This is a genomic window from Mitsuaria sp. MSU3D, from assembly GCF_056867975.1.
In genome coordinates this window covers 5,957,641-5,975,821 of the sequence record NZ_CP200314.1, presented here as the reverse complement: position 1 = coordinate 5,975,821, position 18,181 = coordinate 5,957,641, and the positions used below count along the sequence as shown (strand labels likewise).

Annotated in this window: 13 protein-coding genes; 6 read left to right on the top strand and 7 right to left on the bottom strand. The window is 70.9% G+C overall.

What is annotated here, in order from left to right; all coding sequences use genetic code 11:
- Positions 1-112: 112 nt before the first annotated feature.
- Together AC1VNM_RS26310 and AC1VNM_RS26305 are read right to left on the bottom strand one after the other, a co-directional pair.
- Positions 113-580, bottom strand: coding sequence for a cyanophycin metabolism-associated DUF1854 family protein (locus AC1VNM_RS26310; RefSeq protein ID WP_377157641.1), 468 nt, complete (start codon positions 578-580; stop codon positions 113-115).
- A gap of 18 nt (positions 581-598) precedes the next feature.
- Positions 599-2,905: a cyanophycin metabolism-associated ABC transporter gene (locus AC1VNM_RS26305; RefSeq protein ID WP_483108872.1), complete on the bottom strand. Its 2,307-nt coding sequence runs from the start codon at positions 2,903-2,905 to the stop codon at positions 599-601.
- A gap of 204 nt (positions 2,906-3,109) precedes the next feature.
- On the opposite strand from AC1VNM_RS26305, the gene AC1VNM_RS26300 reads away from it, so the two are divergent.
- The 3 genes from AC1VNM_RS26300 (at position 3,110) to AC1VNM_RS26290 (ending at position 10,064) form a co-directional block, all read left to right on the top strand.
- On the top strand, positions 3,110-5,287 hold the full coding sequence (locus AC1VNM_RS26300) for a cyanophycin synthetase (protein ID WP_483108871.1): 2,178 nt from the start codon (positions 3,110-3,112) through the stop codon (positions 5,285-5,287).
- 71 nt (positions 5,288-5,358) lie between these two features.
- Entirely contained in the window at positions 5,359-7,944 is a 2,586-nt protein-coding gene (cphA, locus tag AC1VNM_RS26295; protein ID WP_483108870.1) for a cyanophycin synthetase, read from the top strand.
- A complete protein-coding gene (locus AC1VNM_RS26290) occupies positions 7,944-10,064 on the top strand; it encodes an FUSC family protein (protein WP_483108869.1) in 2,121 nt (706 codons plus the stop codon). Before cphA ends, AC1VNM_RS26290 begins: the two co-directional genes overlap by 1 nt.
- Positions 10,065-10,159: 95 nt before the next feature.
- Here the strand turns inward: AC1VNM_RS26290 and AC1VNM_RS26285 are convergent, their stop codons facing one another.
- The 5 genes from AC1VNM_RS26285 to AC1VNM_RS26265 all read right to left on the bottom strand — a co-directional run bounded on the left by AC1VNM_RS26285 (position 10,160) and on the right by AC1VNM_RS26265 (position 15,426).
- On the bottom strand, positions 10,160-10,585 hold the full coding sequence (locus AC1VNM_RS26285) for an Hsp20/alpha crystallin family protein (protein WP_431101688.1): 426 nt from the start codon (positions 10,583-10,585) through the stop codon (positions 10,160-10,162).
- A gap of 61 nt (positions 10,586-10,646) precedes the next feature.
- Positions 10,647-11,150 (bottom strand): Hsp20/alpha crystallin family protein, encoded by a 504-nt coding sequence (locus tag AC1VNM_RS26280; protein WP_483108868.1) that lies wholly within the window; start codon positions 11,148-11,150, stop codon positions 10,647-10,649.
- 151 nt (positions 11,151-11,301) lie between these two features.
- A complete protein-coding gene (locus tag AC1VNM_RS26275; protein ID WP_483108867.1) occupies positions 11,302-12,657 on the bottom strand; it encodes a c-type cytochrome in 1,356 nt (451 codons plus the stop codon).
- A gap of 8 nt (positions 12,658-12,665) precedes the next feature.
- Entirely contained in the window at positions 12,666-13,436 is a 771-nt protein-coding gene (locus AC1VNM_RS26270; RefSeq protein ID WP_483108866.1) for a c-type cytochrome, read from the bottom strand.
- A 73-nt stretch (positions 13,437-13,509) separates the two neighbouring features.
- On the bottom strand, positions 13,510-15,426 hold the full coding sequence (locus tag AC1VNM_RS26265) for a diguanylate cyclase domain-containing protein (protein ID WP_483108865.1): 1,917 nt from the start codon (positions 15,424-15,426) through the stop codon (positions 13,510-13,512).
- 237 nt (positions 15,427-15,663) lie between these two features.
- Between AC1VNM_RS26265 and AC1VNM_RS26260 the strand changes: the two genes are divergently transcribed.
- From AC1VNM_RS26260 to AC1VNM_RS26250, 3 genes are all read left to right on the top strand, one after another.
- Positions 15,664-16,884: a low temperature requirement protein A gene (locus AC1VNM_RS26260; protein WP_377157656.1), complete on the top strand. Its 1,221-nt coding sequence runs from the start codon at positions 15,664-15,666 to the stop codon at positions 16,882-16,884.
- Positions 16,881-17,858 carry an alpha/beta fold hydrolase gene (locus AC1VNM_RS26255; protein WP_483108864.1) on the top strand — a complete coding sequence of 326 codons (978 nt, stop codon included), beginning with the start codon at positions 16,881-16,883 and terminating at the stop codon, positions 17,856-17,858. The genes AC1VNM_RS26260 and AC1VNM_RS26255 overlap by 4 nt, the downstream gene beginning before the upstream one ends.
- 66 nt (positions 17,859-17,924) lie before the next feature.
- Positions 17,925-18,158, top strand: coding sequence for a hypothetical protein (locus AC1VNM_RS26250; protein WP_483108863.1), 234 nt, complete (start codon positions 17,925-17,927; stop codon positions 18,156-18,158).
- Positions 18,159-18,181: the final 23 nt, after the last annotated feature.

The window sequence follows — 18,181 nt, the reverse complement described above, 5'->3', positions numbered from 1 at the left end:
GGCTCGGTGGATCGGGCCTCGGGAAGCCGGGCCGCCCCCGGCGATTTAGCGGAGCCTGCCGAGCGTATGAGCCGGGGGCGGCCCGGCTTCCCGAGGCTGCGCTCGGTAGACGTCAGAGGAAGCGTTCGAGCAACTTGCGCGAATGCCGATCCAGCGCAAACCGGTCCGGCACCAGGAAGTGCAGCCCGTGGGAGCTGGCGATCAGCAGCCGCCCTTCCCCGATGCGCCGGATGTCTTCCTCGCTCTTGAGGATGAACCCGGTCGTGCCGCGGTCGGTCTCGACGGTCCATTGGGACGGCGTCGAGAAGGTGGAGACGTCCAGCAGCTTCAGCACCGTCGGCGTCATCTCGCGATGGGCGAGTTCATCCTGGAGCAGTTCGCGCTGGACCTGCGGCAGATCGGCGATCCGGTCGATCCAGGCGATCTCATGCCCGTCGGTGCCGACCAGCGACAGGCCCTCATCGGGCGCGCTCAGCGGGTGGGCCCGCACGGGCGTGACGTTGTCGTGGGTCTGGCCGGCGGCGTCGACCAGCATCAGCCGGCCGTAGGCATTGCGCGCCAGGGTCTGGATGTTGTTCATGAAGGCACCTCGGCGCGATCAGGCCTGCGTGGCCGTGTGGACGTTGACGTTGGGCGCGACGACAACCACGTTGTCCTGCTCCTCCGCATCGACGCGGCGGGCCTGCGCTTCCCACAGGCGCCAGTAGGCGCCCTGCTTGGCGATCAGCTCGTCGTGCGGCCCGACCTCGACGATCTCGCCGCGGTCCATGACCACCAGCCGGTCGGCCTTGCGCAGCGTCGACAGCCGGTGGGCGATCGCGATCGTCGTGCGGCCGCGCACCAGGTTGTCCAGCGCCTTCTGGATCTCCTTCTCCGTCTCCGTGTCCACGGCCGAGGTGGCCTCGTCCATGATCAGGATGCGCGGGTCGATCAGCAGCGCGCGGGCGATCGAGATCCGCTGGCGCTCGCCGCCGGACAAGCCCTGACCCCGCTCACCGACCAGCGAGTCGTAGCCCTGCGGCAGCCGCAGGATGAATTCATGCGCATGCGCGGCGCGGGCCGCGGCGACGATCTCGTCGCGCGTCGCCTCCGGCTTGCCGTAGGCGATGTTCTCCGCGATCGTGCCGAAGAACAGGAAGGGTTCCTGCAGCACCAGCCCGATGTGACGGCGGAAGTCCGACAGCCTGAAGCGCCGCAGGTCGACGCCGTCGAGCTTGATCGCCCCCTCGGTCACGTCGTAGAAGCGGCAGATCAGGTTGACCATCGTGCTCTTGCCCGAGCCGCTGTGCCCGACCAGACCGATCATCTCGCCCGGCTTGATCACCAGGTTGAGGTCGCGGATCACCGTCCGGTTGCCGTAGCGGAAGCCGATGTCCTGCAGCGACAGCTCGCCCTCGACCTTGTCCAGCACCACCGGCTGCGTCGGCTCCGGCACGTTGGAATGGTGGTCGAGGATGTCGAAGATCCGCTTCGCGCCCGAGGCCGCCTTCTGCGTCACCGACACGATCCGGCTCATCGAATCCAGCCGCCCGTAGAAGCGCCCGATGTAGGCCAGGAAGGCGGTCAAGGTCCCGACGGTGATCTGCGCGTGCGCGATCAGCCAGATGCCGAAGGCCCAGACGACCAGCAGGCCGATCTCGGTCAGCAGCGAGACGCTGGGCGTGAACAGGCTCCAGGTCTTGTTCAGCCGGTCGTTGACGACCAGGTTGTGCTTGTTGGCGTTGCGGAAGCGCTCGGCCTCGCGGCGTTCCTGGGCGAAGGCCTTGACCACGCGGATGCCGGGGATGGTGTCCGCCAGCACCGAGGTCACCTCGCCCCAGACGCGGTCGATCTTCTCGAAACCGGTGCGCAGCTTGTCCCGCACCAGGTGGATCAGCCACGCGATGAAGGGCAGCGGCACCAGCGTGGCCAGCGCCAGCCACGGGTTCGTGTGGAACAGGATCACCGTGATCATCGCCAGCATCAGGCAGTCGGTGATGAAGTCCAGCGCGTGCAGCGACAGGAACACGCTGATCCGGTCCGTCTCCGAGCCGATGCGGCTCATCAGGTCGCCGGTGCGCTTGGAGCCGAAGTACTCCAGCGACAGGCCCAGCAGGTGGTCGAAGGTCGCCGTGCGCAGATCCGCGGCGATGCGCTCGGACACCAGCGCCAGGATGTAGGTCTTGGCCCAGCCCAGGATCCAGGACACGATCGCCGCCCCGAACAGCCCGCCCAGGTACATGACCACCAGGCTGGTGTCGATCTGCTTGCCTTGCTGGAACGGGATCAGGACGTCGTCCATCAGCGGCATCGCCAGGTAGGGCGCCACCAGCGTCGCCCCGGTCGCGCCCAGCATCAGCAGGAAGCCCAGCAACAGCTGACCCCGGTAAGGACCGGCGAAGCGCCACAGCCGCAGCAGCACCCAGGTCGACGGCGGCGTGTGCAGCTCGCGGGCGCAGGAGGGGCACTCCTCGCTGTCCTCCGGCAGGACGGCCTGGCAGCTCGGGCAGAGCTCGGGCTCCTCGTCCAGGCGGGCCTCGACCTCGTCGCGGCGGTTGAACGCGTCCTGGAAGCGCTGGGCCTGCAGGTTGGCCTTCATCGTGAAGCGCCACTGCGCCAGCCGGCCGTCGGTGTCGACCAGCTCCAGCGTGCCCAGCCCGGCGTGGTCGGACAGCACCAGCCGCAGGTCCGGCGTCAGCGGCCACTCCCGCAAGACCGGGGCGCCGGGGTCATCCTCGGACGCGTCCAGGGACAGCAGCCGTTGATCCGTGAGTCGCAGACCGCCCGCCGAGAAGCGCAAACGCCCGTCCAGGTCAACCTCGAGCGAGGCCCGGACGTTCTCGCCACGCCGCAGGCGTGTTTCGAAAGCCTCGGCGGCCGGAACGCCGCCGGCACCGGCCGACGCGACAGGATGTGAATGCTGCATTTGTGATTCTTCTGGCGATCCGCGAAACAGGAGATTCTCGGGAGATTTCCCCGGGACATTTCTGCCACCGCCCCCCAACGGGGCAAGACCCGGACCAGCCGGGTCGTGGCATGTTTCGCACAATTTTCGCTTAAGCGCACAATTGTGCTTCGCATCATTGTCCGGTGGTCCGCCGGACAGCCCCCTTCCACGTTTCCACCCCTCATGAGCCGACACGACGACATCAAGCTCCTGCGCATCAACTACCTGCGCGGCCCCAACATGTGGACCTACCGCCCGGTGCTGGAAACCTGGCTGGACCTGGGTGGCCTGGAAGAACACCCCTCCCACCTGATCCCCGGCTTCACCGAACGCCTGTGCAAGCGCCTGCCGGCGCTGGAAGAGCACCACTGCGGCGTCGGCGAGCGCGGCGGCTTCCTGCAGCGCCTGACCGAGGGCACCTGGATGGGCCATGTGCTGGAGCACATCGTCATCGAGCTGCTCAACCTGGCCGGCATGCCGACCGGTTTCGGCCAGACGCGCTCCACCTCGCGCCACGGCGTGTACCGCATGGTGTTCCGCGCCCGCGACGAGCAGGTCGCCCGCTGCGCGCTGGAGCAGGGCCACGCGCTGCTGATGGCGACGATCAACGGCGACGACTTCAACGTCGACGCCGCCGTCGTGGCGATCCGCGACAAGCTCGACGACTGCTACCTCGGCCCGTCGACCGCCGCCATCGTGGCCGCGGCGACCGACCGCCGCATCCCCCACATCCGCCTGAACGACGGCAACCTGGTGCAGCTCGGCTACGGCGCGCGCCAGCGCCGCATCTGGACGGCCGAGACCGACATGACCAGCGCGATCGCCGAGGGCATCGCGCGCGACAAGGACCTGACCAAGGAACTGCTGAAGTCGGTCGGCGTGCCGGTGCCCGCGGGCCAGGCCGTCAAGACCGCCGCCGAGGCCTGGGACGTCGCCCAGGACCTGGGCCTGCCGGTCGTCGTGAAGCCGTCGGACGGCAACCACGGCCGCGGCGTCACGTTGGACCTGCGCCACGAGGCCGACGTCGAGGCCGCCTTCCACGTCGCCGACAAGGAAGGCTCGGAAGTGCTGGTCGAGCGCTACATCCCCGGGATGGAGCACCGCCTGCTGGTCGTCGGCGGCCAGGTCGTCGCGGCCGCCCGCGGCGAGGAAGCCTGGGTCACCGGCGACGGCACGCACACCGTCATCGAGCTGATCGACCTGCAGATCAACACCGACCCGCGCCGCGGGACGACCGAGGACTTCCCGCTCAACCGCATCGACATCACCGGCGACCCGGTCGTGCTGCTGGACCTGCAGCGCCAGGGCCTGACCGGCGACGGCGTGCCCGAAGCCGGCCAGCGCGTGCTGATCCAGCGCAACGGCAACGTCGCGATCGACTGCACCGCGCAGATCCATCCGGAGGTGGCGCACGCGGTGTCGCTGGCCGTGCGCACCGTCGGCCTGGACATCGCTGGCGTCGACCTGGTCTGCAGCGACATCTCGAAGCCGCTGTCCGAGACCGGCGGCGCCATCGTCGAGGTCAACGCCGGCCCCGGCCTGCTGATGCACCTGAAGCCGGCCGAGGGCATGCCCCAGCCGGTGGGCCAGGCCATCATCGACCACCTGTTCGCCGAGGACGAGAGCGGCCGCATCCCCATCGTGGGCGTGGCCGGTTCGCGCGGCACGGCGCAGATCGCGCGCCTGGTCGGCTGGCTGCTGCACCTGAACGGCCGCCACGTCGGCCTGGCCTGCGGCGCCGGCCTGTTCCTGGGCACCCGCCGCGTCGAGCGCAAGCCCAGCGCGACCTGGGCCGCCAGCCACCGCCTGCTGATGAACCGCGCCGTCGACGCCATCGTGGTCGAGAACGGCGCCGGCACCATCCTCGGTGATGGCCTGGCCTACGACCGCTGCCAGGTCGGTGTCGTGACCGACATGGGCCGCGTGCCGCAGCTCGACGACCATGACATCCAGACCGAGGACCAGCTCTTCAAGGTGTTGCGCACGCAGGTCGACGTCGTGCTGTCCGACGGCGTCGCCGTGCTGAACGCCGACGAGCCCAAAGTGGCCGAGATGGCCGAGCTCTCCGACGGCGAGGTGATCCTCTACGCGCTGAACGCCGGCAATGCCGCGCTGACCGAGCACCGCGGCAAGGAAGGCCGCGGCGTGTTCCTGCGCGGCGGCGCCGCGATGCTGGCGCAGGGCACGTCGGAGACCTCCGGCGCCAACGTCGAATCGCTGCAGGCCCGCTTCCGCGCGGTCGGCCAGGAGATCGCGACCGACGCGGTGCTGGCCGCCGTGGCGACCGGCTGGGCCATGGGCATCTCGCCCGAGTTGATCTCGGCCGGCCTGGACACCTTCGTGCCGGACCTGCCGCAGTAATCACGGCCCGGCGCGAACCACCGCCCCAGTCCCGCCCCTTTCAAAGAACAGTCGAACCCGAAAGACGACAGATGGAAGTCTCCCGCACCCGCGCCCTCCGCGGCCCCAACATGTGGAGCCGCCACACCGCCATCGAGGCGGTCGTGCATTGCAGCGATTCGGAACGCACCATCGCCGACATGGCCGGCTTCGAGGCCCGCCTGCGCGAACGCTTCCCCGGCATCGGCCCGCTGCGGCCGGCCAGCGCCGCCAAGACGCCGATCACCCTGGCCCACGTGCTGGAACAGGCCGCCCTGGCGCTGCAGGCGCAGGCCGGCTGCCCGGTGACCTACAGCCACACGCACACCACGTCGGAAGCCGGCACCTACCAGGTCGTCGTCGAGTACAGCGAGGAAGACGTCGGCCGCGCCGCCTTCGAGAAGGCCGTCGAGCTGATCAACGCCGCGCAGTCGGGCGCCGCCTTCGACGCCGACGCCGCCGTCAAGGCGCTGCGCGAGACGGACGAGGACATCCGCCTCGGCCCCTCGACCGGCTCCATCGTCGACGCCGCCTGCAAGCGCGGCATCCCGTTCCGCCGCCTGACGCAGGGCTCGCTGGTGCAGCTGGGCTGGGGCGTGAAGCAGCGCCGCATCTGGGCCGCCGAAGTCGACGCGACCAGCGCCGTCTCTGAATCGATCGCGCAGGACAAGGACCTGTCCAAGCGCCTGCTGCAGTCGGCCGGCGTGCCGGTGCCCATCGGCGCGCCGGTGGAGACCGTCGATGAGGCCTGGGAACTGGCGCTCGAGATCGGCCTGCCGGTCGTGGTCAAGCCGCTGGACGGCAACCAGGGCAAGGGCGTGACGGTCAACGTCGCCTCGCGCGAGCACATGGAGATCGCCTACAAGGCCGCGGACGAGATCGGCACGGTGATGGTCGAGAAGTTCCTGCCCGGCAGCGACTACCGGCTGCTGGTCGTCGGCGACAAGCTGGTGGCGGCGGCCCGCCGCGATCCGCCCAACGTCATCGGCGACGGCGTGCACACGGTGCGCCAACTGGTCGACAAGGTCAACGAGGATCCGCGCCGCAGCGACGGCCACGCGACCTCCCTGACCAAGATCCGCCTGGACGACATCGCGATCGCGCGCCTGGACCTGCAAGGCCTGACCCCGGAGTCCGTGCCGGACAAGGGTCGCCGCGTGATCCTGCGCAACAACGCCAACCTGTCCACCGGCGGCACCGCGACCGACGTGACCGACGACGTGCATCCGGAAGTCGCGGCCCGCGCGATCGCGGCGGCGACGGTCGTCGGCCTGCACGTCTGCGGCGTCGACGTCGTGGCCGAGAGCGTGCTCAAGCCGCTCGAGGAACAGAGCGGCGGCATCGTCGAGGTCAACGCCGCGCCGGGCCTGCGCATGCACCTGAGCCCGTCCTACGGCAAGGGCCGCGACGTCGGCGAGGCCATCATCTCCAGCATCTACGGCGGCAACCGCGGCGCCGCGAGCGAGGACGGCCGCATCCCCATCGTCGCGGTGACCGGCACCAACGGCAAGACGACGACGTCGCGCCTGGTGGCGCACATGTTCGCGACGCAGGGCTTGCGCGTGGGCATGACCAACACCGACGGCGTCTACGTCGACGGCCGCCAGACCGACAGCGGCGACTGCTCCGGCCCGAAGAGCGCGCGCAACGTGCTGATGCATCCGGACGTCGAGGCCGCGGTCTTCGAGACCGCGCGCGGCGGCGTGCTGCGCGAGGGCCTGGGCTTCGACCGCTGCCAGGTGGCGGTGGTGACCAACCTCGGCGAGGGCGACCACCTCGGCATGAACTTCCTCAACACCGTCGAGGAACTCGCGCTGGTCAAGCGCGTGATCGTGCAGAACGTGGCGCCCAACGGCTACGCGGTGCTCAACGCCGCCGACCCTGTCGTGGCGAAGATGGCCGACGTCTGCCCGGGCCAGGTGATCTTCTTCGCGAGCGACCGCCATCACCCGCTGATGGCGACGCACCGCGCGCAGGGCAAACGCTGCGTCTACATCGACGGCGACGCGCTGGTCGCGGCGCAGGGCGCGTGGCGCGAGTCGATCCCGCTGCGCGACATCCCCTTCACCCGCGGCGGCGCGATCCCGTTCCAGAACGAGAACGCGATGGCCTCGGTCGCGGCGGCCTGGGGCGTGGGCCTGGACTGGGACACGATCCGGCGCGGGCTGGCGAGCTTCATGAGCGACCCGGACAGCGTGCCGGGCCGCTTCAACGTGATGGACTATCGCGGCGCGACGGTCATCGCCGACTACGGCCACAACGGCGACGCGATGCGCGCGCTGGTGCAGGCGGTGCAGGCGCTGCCGGCCAACAAGCGCTCGGTGGTGATCTCCGGCGCCGGCGACCGCCGCGACGAGGACATCCGCATCCAGACGCAGATCCTGGGCGAGGCCTTCGACGAGGCCATCCTGTTCCAGGACGCCTGCCAGCGCGGCCGCGAGGACGGTGAAGTCCTGGCGCTGCTGCAGCAGGGCCTGAAGGGCGCGACGCGGACCAAGCACATCGAGGAGATCCGCGGCGAGTTCGTCGCGATCGACCGCGCGCTGGCGCGCCTGCAGCCGGGCGACCTGTGCCTCGTGCTGGTCGACCAGGTCGAAGAGGCCCTGGCCCATCTGAACCAGCGCGTCCGGGAAGCCTGATGGCGGCCGGTCGCTGGCGTCACTGGCCGGCGCACTGGTGGAACGGCCTCAGCGTCGCCCTCGGGGTGATGCTGGTGCAGGTGATCGTGTCGCACGCGGCTCCGGCCGAGCTGTCGCACATCGCCTCGCAGCTGGCGATGGCCTGCGCCATCTGCGCCAGCCTGGCCGATCTGCCGGGCAGCGTCCGGCGCAACCGCAACCGCGTGCTCACCGCCGGCGGCATGACGCTGCTGGCCGTGGGACTGGTCGCGGTGCTCCATCCGTATCACGCCGCGATGGGCGCGCTCGTCGCGGTGCTCGCGTTCGGCAGCGCCATGCTGCTGAGCTGGGGACCGCGCGCGGGTCCCGTGTCCTTCGCGCCCATCCTGGCGATGGTGTTCGCGCTCGCGTGGCCGCCGCAGCCGCTGCCCATCGTGCTGGCGAGCGGCGCGGCGGGCATTGCGCTCTACCTCGTGTGGAGCGTGATCTCCAGCGCGGTGTTGCATTGGCGTTTCCACCGGCTCGCGCTGGCCGAGGCGCTGCACGGCCTGGCGCAGCTGCTGAGCGCGCGCGCCGAGCTGCTCGGCAGCGGCGGCGCGGCGCACGCGATGCGCGACTGGCTCGGCAACGAAGCCCAACTCGCGGAACTGCTGCAGACGGCGCGCGACCAGGTCTTCCCACGCGCGAAGACCGATCCGCGCAGCGCGGCGGTGCTGCTGCACATCGTCGAGCTGCGCGATCTGATGCTGGCGAGCCGGCTGGATCTGGAGCTCCTGGGCGAGGATCCTGTCGGACAGCAGATGCGCACCGCGCTGGTCAGCCGGCTGCGGGCGCTGGCCGTGCTGCTGGACGAGTACCGCGACGCGCTGCTCGACGAGCGGGCGCCGGCGATGAACACCGTGCGTCCGACGCGCTGGCCCGATCTGCCGCCGCAGGATCCGCGCAGACGGCTACAGCTCGTGCTGCAGGACCGGCTGTCCCACCTGGACGGCGAGGTGCTGGCGATGGGCCGCGCGCTCGACGCCTCCCTGCCCTTGCCGCCGCTGCCGCTGGACGCCGGCGAATTGCGGAACTTCGTGACGCCGGTCGGCTGGCCGATGGGCTTGCTGAAGGCGCAGCTGCACCTCGACTCGCCGGTGATGCGCCACGCGCTGCGCAGCACGCTGGCGCTGTCGGCCGCCTACTTCATCGCCCTGGCGCTGCCCTGGGCCTCGCACCCGCACTGGCTGGTGCTGTCGGTCGCGGTGGTGCTGCGCGGCAGCCTCGACCAGACGCTGGAGCGGCGCAACATGCGGGTGCTCGGCACGGCGATCGGCTGCGGGCTGATGCTGGCGCTGTCGCTGATCCCCAACCAGACGCTGTGGATCGTCGTGCTGCAGATCGCCGTCGGCATCGCGCATGCGTTCGTCACCCGCCGCTACCTGATCACGGCGATCGCGGCCACGATGATGGCGCTGCTGCAATCGCACCTGGCGGATCCGACGCATGGGATCGCGATCTCGGAGCGGCTCGCGGACACAGTGCTCGGCGCGATCCTGGCCTGGGCCTTCAGCTATGTGCTGCCGGCCTGGGAGCGGCGCAACCTGCCGCGCGCGCTCAAGCGGGCGCGCGGCGCGCTGCAGCAGTACGCCATGCAGGCGATGACCGCGGCGATGACGCCGGCCGGCGCGCTCACGCAGCGGATGGCGCGGCGTCAGGCCTACGACGCGCTCGCGGCGCTGTCGGCGGCCCTGACGCGCAGCGCCGCCGAACCGCGCCGCGTGCGCCCGCCGCTGCAGGAGTTGAACATGGTGCTCGACCACGGCTACCGGCTGATGGCCCACCTGTCGATGATGCGGCAGAGCCTGATGCGGCGCGCGAAGGATCTGGACGCCGATTTCCTGGCGGAGATGCCGGAGGCGGCCAAGCGCCTGCAGCGGGCGCTTGCCGGCCAGGAGCCGGTGCCGCATGCGGTGCAGGCCTTGCAGGACTGGAGCCTGCTGCCCGACGTCGGGCCGCTGGAAGACCTGCGGCCATGGATGCGGCGCCGCTTGCAGGTGAGCCTGGACGACGCTGCCCGGGCGGGCGAGGCCGCCGATGCGGCCTTCGCCGCGATGGCCGCGCCGCCGGAGCCGGACGTGACGCTATCGCGTCTGCAGTGATATCGCTCCCCTTCTTACCCCCTCTCCCGCTTGCGGGAGAGGGTAGGGGTGAGGGCCAGCGGCGGTGGAAGTACTGACGCCTTGTCGGTCTTCGCTCAGCCCAGCTTGATCTCGATCTTGCGCGGTTGCGCATGCGCGGCCTTGGGGATGCGCACGCGCAGCACGCCGTTGCTCAGCTCGGCGCCGATCTGCTCGGCGTCCAGCTCCTTGCTCAGCGTGAACGCACGGCGATAGAACTGGCGCGACACCTCGACGTGGCCGGCCTTCAGGCCATCCGGCAGATCGAGTTGCATCTCCGCTTCGATGATCAGGCGGTCCTTGTCGACGCGCAGCTGGAGCTGCTCGCGGGGCACGCCCGGCAGGTCGGCGAAGAGGGTCAGGCCTTGCGCGTCCTCGATCACATCGACGGCGGGCTGGATCGCATAGTCATCGCGACGGCGCGCGCTCTGCGCGGTGGTCGACGCGTTGGTCTTCACTTGCTCGGCCGCGTCGGCGGCGGGGGTCTGGACGGCAGTGGTCATGGTGTTCTTTCGTCTCGCGTTCGGTTCGTATCGGGTGTCGGTGGACGGCGGGGTCCGGAACTCAGTGGATGTCGATGCGGCGCGGCTGCGGCGCGGGGCGGCGCTTGACGCTGACGCGCAGCACGCCGTCCTTGTAGGAGGCCGAGACCTGTTCCGGATCGATGTCGTCCGGCAGGCTGACCACGCGGCGGAACTTGCCGGCGAAGCGCTCGCGCTGATGGACGACGGTCTTGTCGGCGGCCTTGGCGGGCGCGGCGGTCCCGCCTTCGGCGACGGCGGCAGCGGCAGTCGCGGCGGTGCCTTCGGTCGTCGCGGTCAGCGAGACGGCGCGCTCGCCGGACAGGCTCAGCACGCCGCGATCCAGGTCGACGCCGATGGTGGCCGGATCCAGGCCCGGGGCGAAGGCGTAGACCTCCACCGCTTCCGGCGACAGCCCGACATTCAGCGCGGGATAGCCGCCGCGCGGGGTGCCGCGGCCGGCGGTGGATTCGAGCAGGCCGCTCATCTCGCGCTGGAAGCGGTCGAGGTCGTTGAACAGCTCACGGGCAAACAGTTGACGGTACATGCGGGGCTCCTTGGCTTCCTGCGGGTGGATCGCGGCGGAACGTGTCCGCCATGACTCCCAAGCTAGGTGCGCCAAGCCGCGCTTCAAGATCTTGAAATTGGGGGTGGCCCGTCCCCATATGCCGCGCCCGTTGCGCGAGCCGAGTCCACGTTCACCGGATCCGCAGCACTTCCTGCTCCGTCACCGCCGACGCCTTGTTCCCCCAGCTCTGCCGGATCACCGTCGCGACGGCGGCCATCTCGGCCTCGGTGAGCACCTGCCGCAGCGGCGGCATGCCGTACGGACGCGGATGCCCCGGCGTCGTCGGCGCGTAGCCGCCGTCGGCCAGCATCTGCAGCACGTTCTGCGGCGCACCCAGCGTCACCGCGCGGTTGCCGGCGAGCGGCGGATAGGCCGGCTCGTCGGCGATCCGCCGCCCCTGCCCCTGGTCGCCGTGGCAGTCGGCGCAATGCTTGGCGTACACCTGACGACCGAGGTCCATCTGTGCCGGCGGCGCCGGCTTGAACTCGGCGGCCGGCGACCCCTCGCGCGGCAAGCCTCGCAGGTAGACGGTCATCGCCTGCACATCGGCATCGGTCAGATGCTGGAGGCTCTCCGCGACCACGTCCGCCATCGGCCCGAGCGCCGCGCCCTTCGGCGACCAGCCGGATCGCAGCCAGGAGCGCAGCTCGGCCTCGGACCAGTCCTGCACCCCCGCCGCCTGCGGATCGGCCAGCGAGGGCGCGATCCAGCCCTGCACGCCCACCCAGCCGCCGCGCAGCCCCGCGGCGTCGCGCAGCGCGCCAAGACGATTGCGCGGCGCGTGGCACTCGGCGCAATGGCCCACCGCCTGGACGAGGTAGCGGCCTCGTTCCAGCGCCGCCTGACCGGCGACCTCCTGCGCCACCGCGCGATTGACGCGCGGGTCGTCGTGCGAGGGCGCATCACCGGGCGTGAAGTACATCAGCCGCCACACCGCCAACGCGGACTGCCAGCGGTACGGCCACCCGAGTTGATGTGTCGGCGCCGTCTGCGTCACCGCCGGCTGCTGACGCAGCCACGCGAAGATCGCATCGGCGTCCTCGCGCGTCATCGCCGTGTAGCTGGTGTACGGGAAGGCCGGATAGAGCAGCCGCCCATCGCGGCTGCGGCCATGGTGCATCGCGCGCCAGAAGTCGTCGGCGGTCCAGCGGCCGAGGCCCGTCTCGGGATCGGGCGTCAGGTTGCTGCTGAACAGCGTCCCGAACGGCGTGCCGAGCGGCAGCCCGCCGGCCAGCGGCGCGCCGCCGCGCGGGCTGTGGCAGCCGGCGCAGTTGGCGATGCGGGCCAGGTAGGCGCCTCGGGCGATCAGCGCGGGATTGGTGTCCTCGGCGCCGGACTGGACGGGCCGGCCTGAGAGCCAGAGCTCCCGGCCCCACGCGCCGGCGAGCAGCAACAGCGCCATCAGCGGCACCGCGATCACGACGCCGATCAGCAGTCGGACGAAGGTCCTCATCGGCGCCGAGCCGGAGGCGTCCGTGGCGTTCATGTCCGCGCTCATGGCGCGAGCCCTCCGCACGGGACCGGCAAGGGCGTCGTCGACGACGGCTCCGGATGCGCCCCCGCGGGCTTCGCGGCGAGCCAGCTCGCGACGACGGCGATGTCGTCGGTCGACAGCGCCTTGGCCACATCGGCCATGCAGTCGGGCGCATGCGCGCGGCGCAGCCCGCTGCGCCACGCGCCGAGTTGCCCGACCAGGTAGTCGCGCGGCAGTCCGAGCAGCCCCGGGACCGCCGGCTCGCGGCCCGCCATCGACGGTCCGTGACACGCCGTGCAGGCCGGCACCTTGCGCGCGGGATCGCCCTGCGTGATCAGCCGCTCCGCGCGCGCCTGCTGTTCCGGGCCCAGGCCCGAGGGCCCCGGCGCCGGATACGGCACGTCGAGCGCGGCGAAGTAGCCGGCGATCTCGCGCAGGTAGTCGTCGCTCATGTTGCGCAGCAGGCCGGCCATCAGCGCGTGATGGCGGCGGCCGTCGCGGAAGCTCTGCAGCTGGTTGTAGAGGTAGCCGGACGGCTTGCCCGCGAGCCGCGGGAAGTAGCCCTGCGTCGTCGCCCGACCCTGCGCGCCGTGGCACAAGGTGCAGGCCTGGACGCGCTCGGCGATGTCGTTGGTCAGCGGGCGCAGCGGTCGCGCGCCGGGATCGGACGGCGGCGAGGAAACCCCTTGCGCGAACGCCGCGGACATGTCGGAGACGAGAGAGACGGCGGAGAGTCCCAGGCCCAGCACAGCGGCGATGAGGAGACCCGGGGGGCATCGGGAGATCTTCATCCGGCCATCATCGCCGATCCCCGCCCTGAACGCCGCCGTGCGCGTCGCGGGATCGACGCCGTCAGCGCCGCCGTCAGCGCCGCAGATCGGGGCCGGGCCATCGCAAGGCCGCCCAGCCGTCCCGACCCTGGTGCTTGGCCTGGTACAGCGCGCGATCCGCGAGCGCGATCAGGTCCGCCGCCGGCACCTCGCCGTCGGCGACGCTGGCGATGCCGATGCTGGCGGTGATCGCGATGCCCGCCGGCCGCGCGGCCCGCACCGCCTCGACGATCTTGGCGGCGACCTGCTCGGCCTCCTCGGGCCGGTTCAGGCCCTCGAGCACGGCGACGAACTCGTCGCCCGCGATCCGCGCCACCTGGTCGCTGCCCCGCACGGCGCGCCGCAGCACAGTGGCGAAGTCGCGCAGCACCGTGTCGCCGACGCCGTGGCCGTGGGTGTCGTTGATCGACTTGAAGCGGTCGACGTCGAGGAACAGCAGCGCCAGCACCCGATCCTCGCGCATGTGACGCCGCTGCCGCGCCAGCGCGCCCTCCAGCGCCTGGTCGAATTCGCGCCGGTTCGGCAAGCCCGTGAGCGCGTCCGAACTGGCCAGCCGCGCGAGCTGCGCCTCCGCCTGCTTCATCACGGTGATGTCGATGGACAGCGTGAAGATGCCCGACACGCGCCCGTCGGGCCCGACGTCCGGCACGTAGATCGAGCGCAGGTGCCGCTGCTTGCCGAGCATCGTCGCCGTGATCTCGAACTCCACGCGCTCGCCGCCCAGCGCCAGCGCGAGTTGGGCGCTGCGCTGGCCGGTGCTCTCGAGGCCGAAGACCTCATCGATGTGCAGGCCCGTCACGGCCTGGGGATCGAGGCCGAACCAGCTCCGCATCGTCTCATTGGTGTAGCGCAGCCGACGCTCCGCGTCGATGTAGGTGATGAAGACCGGCAGGTTGTCGGTGATCGCCTTCATCCGGCGCTCGCTGGCGGCGACCCTGGCCTCGGCGCGCTTGCGCTCGGTGATGTCCATCGAGCACGCATAGAAGCCCTCGATGCGGCCGCCGGCCAGCTCGGGCACGAAGCTCTGGTGGAAGTGCAGCGTCTCGCCGTCGATGACCTGCTCGGCGTCGAAGGCCACGGACTCCCCCTGCAGCACGCGGTCGACGAAGGGCCGCATCTGCGCGGCGTTCTCGATGCCGCGCACCTCTTCCAGCGTCTTGCCGACAAGGCTGTCGGGGTCACTGTGGAAGACGCGGCCGACCTCCGCGTTGGCGAAGCGCAGATGACCCGTCCCGTCGTAGTGGCTGATCAGCGCGGGCACGTTGTCCGCGATGCCGCGCAGGCGCTGCTGGGTGCGCAGCAGGTCGCGCGACCGCAGCAGGACCTGCGAGGTCGCCATCACCGAGAACAGCGCCAGCATCGCCAGGCCGGCCAGCATCAGCAGCTCGGTCTGGCCGGCCTCGCGCGACAGGCGCTCGCTGATCGTGGCGCGTTCGGCGCGCAGTGACGAGGTCAGCTCGCCCAGTAGATCGCGCAACTCGTCCATGTGGTGGAGGCCCTGGTCGCCAAGCACCAGCTCCAGCGCCTCCTCGGGACGACCGGAATCGTGCAGACGGATCGTCTGGTTCATCTCGCTCATCTTGAGCTGGACCAGTTCCCGGATGCGGGCGAGCCGGGGCGCGTGGGCGGGGTCGTCGTCGCGCGCGAACAGGTCGTCCACGCGGCGGTCGAGGCTGCGGATCGCATCGCGGTAGGGCTGCAGATAGCCGGCGCGCTGGGTCAGCAGGTAGCCGCGCTGGCCGGTCTCGGCGTTGAGCAGATCCTCCATCAGCAGCGTCATCGCCGGCACGACGGTGTTGATGCGGTCGGCGCGGCGCAGGTCGCCGAGCGTCGCGCGGGCGCGCCAGGCCAGCAGCGCCACGATCACCGCCATCGCGAGCAGCGCCAGCATCAGCAGGCCCACGCCGCGACCGAGGCTGGTGCGGTGGGTCGGCTCGGCGGAAGAACGCATGCAACGGCTCGGGCGGTTCGGTCTCGAGGACCGGAAGGATGACGCGAAGGCAACGCGCCGGCAGCGGTGACGCGCGACAGTGCGCGATCCAACGCGAACTCGACGCGCATTCGACCGGTCGTGGCGGCGGCGAGGGCCGGTGGGCCATTCGGGCGATTATGGGGATGGCCGTGCGATTGCCGTCAAGCTGGCATCGGCCCCGGTGGTCCGGCGGCGCACGCATGCGACAGTCCGGGGATGTCCGCCATCCCACTCCTGCGCCGGCCCGAGCCGCACGGCCACGCGAAGGTCAGCTTCGTCGAGCTGTTTTTCGACCTCGTCTTCGTCTTCGCCGTCACACAGTTGTCGCACACGCTGATCGGCCACTTCGCGCACGACGGCGTCACGCTGCGCGGGGCGCTGCAGACCGGTTTCCTGATGGCGGCGGTGTGGTGGGTGTGGATCTTCACCTCGTGGGTCACCAACTGGCTGGACCCGGAACGCCTGCCGGTCCGGATCTGCCTGTTCGCGATGATGCTGGGCGGGCTGCTGATGTCGGTCTCGCTGCCGCAGGCTTTCGGTGAACGTGCGTTGATGTTCGCGGCCTCGTTCACCGCGATCCAGGTCGGGCGGACGCTGTTCTTCCTCTGGGCGGCGCGCGGGGCGGATGCGGTCCTCGTGCGCAATTTCCAGCGCATCGGCGCGTGGCTGCTCGTGTCGGCCGTGCTGTGGATCGCCGGTGCGCTGGACGCCACGCTGCGGGTGCCGCTGTGGGTGGCGGCGCTGGCGATCGAGGTCGTCGGTCCCTCGGCCGGTTTCTTCGTGCCGGGCCTGGGGCGCTCGACGACGGCGGACTGGACGATCTCCGGCGGTCACCTGGCCGAGCGCTGCGCGCTCTTCGTGATCATCGCGCTGGGCGAGTCGCTGCTGGTCACGGGCGCGACCTTCGCGGCGGAGCCGCTGACGACGATGAGCCTGCTGGCCTTCCTGGTGTCCTTTGCCGGCAGCATCGCGCTGTGGTGGCTGTACTTCGACACCACCAACGACTTCGCGACCGGCCGCATCGCCCACAGCGACGATCCGGGGCGGCTGGCGCGGCTGGCCTACACCTACATCCACCTGCCGATCGTGGCGGGGATCATCGTCAACGCGGCGGCGGACGAGTTCGTCCTGGCGCATCCGGACGGCCACACCGATCTGAAGACGGCGCTGTGCCTGCTCGGCGGCGTGGCGATCTACGTGATCGGCGTGGGGCTGTTCAAGCGCGCGGTGGTCGGCCGCTGGCCGTGGTCGCACGGCGTGGCGGTGATCGTGCTGGCGGCGGCGGGGCCGTTCGTGCCCGCCTGGCCGCCGGTGGCGACCAGCGCCTTCGCCTGCGCGGTGCTGGTGGCGCTCGCGGCGTGGGAGCGGCACTCGCGAGCGCAGTGTCTCGTTCCCGACAGCGGGAATGCGGACGACGCGCCTAGCATCGGCGAATGAGCGCGCCCTCCTCCACCGCCCCTTCCGAAGCCTCCGCCGACTTTGCGGCGGAGTTCACCGTCGAGCCGCATCCGGCGGATGCCCTGTTTCCGGCGGCGACGCGACGGCTGACCGTCGAGACCGAGCCCGGCGTGCGCATCCATGCGCGCGTCTGCGGCGAAGGCCCGCCGCTGCTGCTGATTCACGGACATCCGCAGACGCTGGTGATCTGGCACCGCGTGCTGCCGGTGCTGGCGGCGCGCTTCACCGTCGTCATGCCGGATCTGCGCGGGTACGGCGATTCCTCAAAGCCCACTGGCGATGCGGACCATGGCAACTACAGCAAGCGCCGCATGGCGCAGGACCTGGTCGCCGTGATGTCGGCGCTGGGCCATGCGCGCTTCCGGGTGCTGGCCCATGACCGGGGCGCGCGCGTCGCGCACCGCATGGCGGCGGATCATCCGGCGGCGGTCGAGCGACTCGCGCTGCTGGACATCGCGCCGACCTTGGCGATGTACGAGCAGACGACCGAGGCGTTCGCGCGAGCGTACTGGCACTGGTTCTTCCTGATCCAGCCGGCGCCGATGCCGGAGCGGCTCATCGAGGCCGATCCGGCCGCCTACGCGCTCGACGTGATGGGCCGGCGGCACGCGGGCCTGTCGGCTTTCGACCCGCGCGCGTTCGCCGAGTACCAGCGCGCGCTGGCGCTGCCGGGCGCCGCGCATGGCATGTGCGAGGACTACCGCGCCGCGGCGGGCATCGACCTCGACCACGACCGCGCGGACCGCGACGCCGGCGCGAAGCTGTCGATGCCGCTGCGCATCTACTGGGGCGCGCAGGGCGTGGTCGCGAAGTGCTTCGACCCGCTGAAGGAATGGCGACGCGTCGCGGCGGATGTCGACGGCGGTCCGCTGCCGTGCGGTCACTACATCCCGGAGGAGGCGCCGGAGGAGTTGCTCGCGGTGGTGATGCCGTTCCTCACCGAGGGGCTTTGACGGACGACAGCGACCGGCCCGTTAGGCTGCAAGCATTGCAGTTTCCGAAGTGGACGGAGTGACGGGATGAACAAGCTGGTCGCCCTCGGGCAGTTTCTGGGCGGAGCGGTCCTGTGGATCGCGGCGGTGGTGGCGGGCTACAACGCGCTCAAGCCGTTGATCGGCGCCGAGGAAGGCGCAGGCGCGCCGGCCGGTGCCGGCGGTGCGTTCATGATCGTGCTGCTGCTCGCGGGCGTGGGAACGTGGCTCATGCGCGCCGGCTGGCGCCGCTTGCGGGCGCGGGCGGGTGGGCATTGCTGAACGTCTCACGACTCTCTCCGGGC

Bases quoted from the DNA above. Each gene is read 5' to 3' on its own strand.
- AC1VNM_RS26310 (WP_377157641.1), bottom strand. From the start codon at position 580: ATGAACAACATCCAGACCCTGGCGCGCAATGCCTACGGCCGGCTGATG.
- AC1VNM_RS26305 (WP_483108872.1), bottom strand. From the start codon at position 2,905: ATGCAGCATTCACATCCTGTCGCGTCGGCCGGTGCCGGCGGCGTTCCG.
- AC1VNM_RS26300 (WP_483108871.1), top strand. From the start codon at position 3,110: ATGAGCCGACACGACGACATCAAGCTCCTGCGCATCAACTACCTGCGC.
- cphA (WP_483108870.1), top strand. From the start codon at position 5,359: ATGGAAGTCTCCCGCACCCGCGCCCTCCGCGGCCCCAACATGTGGAGC.
- AC1VNM_RS26290 (WP_483108869.1), top strand. From the start codon at position 7,944: ATGGCGGCCGGTCGCTGGCGTCACTGGCCGGCGCACTGGTGGAACGGC.
- AC1VNM_RS26285 (WP_431101688.1), bottom strand. From the start codon at position 10,585: ATGACCACTGCCGTCCAGACCCCCGCCGCCGACGCGGCCGAGCAAGTG.
- AC1VNM_RS26280 (WP_483108868.1), bottom strand. From the start codon at position 11,150: ATGTACCGTCAACTGTTTGCCCGTGAGCTGTTCAACGACCTCGACCGC.
- AC1VNM_RS26275 (WP_483108867.1), bottom strand. From the start codon at position 12,657: ATGAACGCCACGGACGCCTCCGGCTCGGCGCCGATGAGGACCTTCGTC.
- AC1VNM_RS26270 (WP_483108866.1), bottom strand. From the start codon at position 13,436: ATGAAGATCTCCCGATGCCCCCCGGGTCTCCTCATCGCCGCTGTGCTG.
- AC1VNM_RS26265 (WP_483108865.1), bottom strand. From the start codon at position 15,426: ATGCGTTCTTCCGCCGAGCCGACCCACCGCACCAGCCTCGGTCGCGGC.
- AC1VNM_RS26260 (WP_377157656.1), top strand. From the start codon at position 15,664: ATGTCCGCCATCCCACTCCTGCGCCGGCCCGAGCCGCACGGCCACGCG.
- AC1VNM_RS26255 (WP_483108864.1), top strand. From the start codon at position 16,881: ATGAGCGCGCCCTCCTCCACCGCCCCTTCCGAAGCCTCCGCCGACTTT.
- AC1VNM_RS26250 (WP_483108863.1), top strand. From the start codon at position 17,925: ATGAACAAGCTGGTCGCCCTCGGGCAGTTTCTGGGCGGAGCGGTCCTG.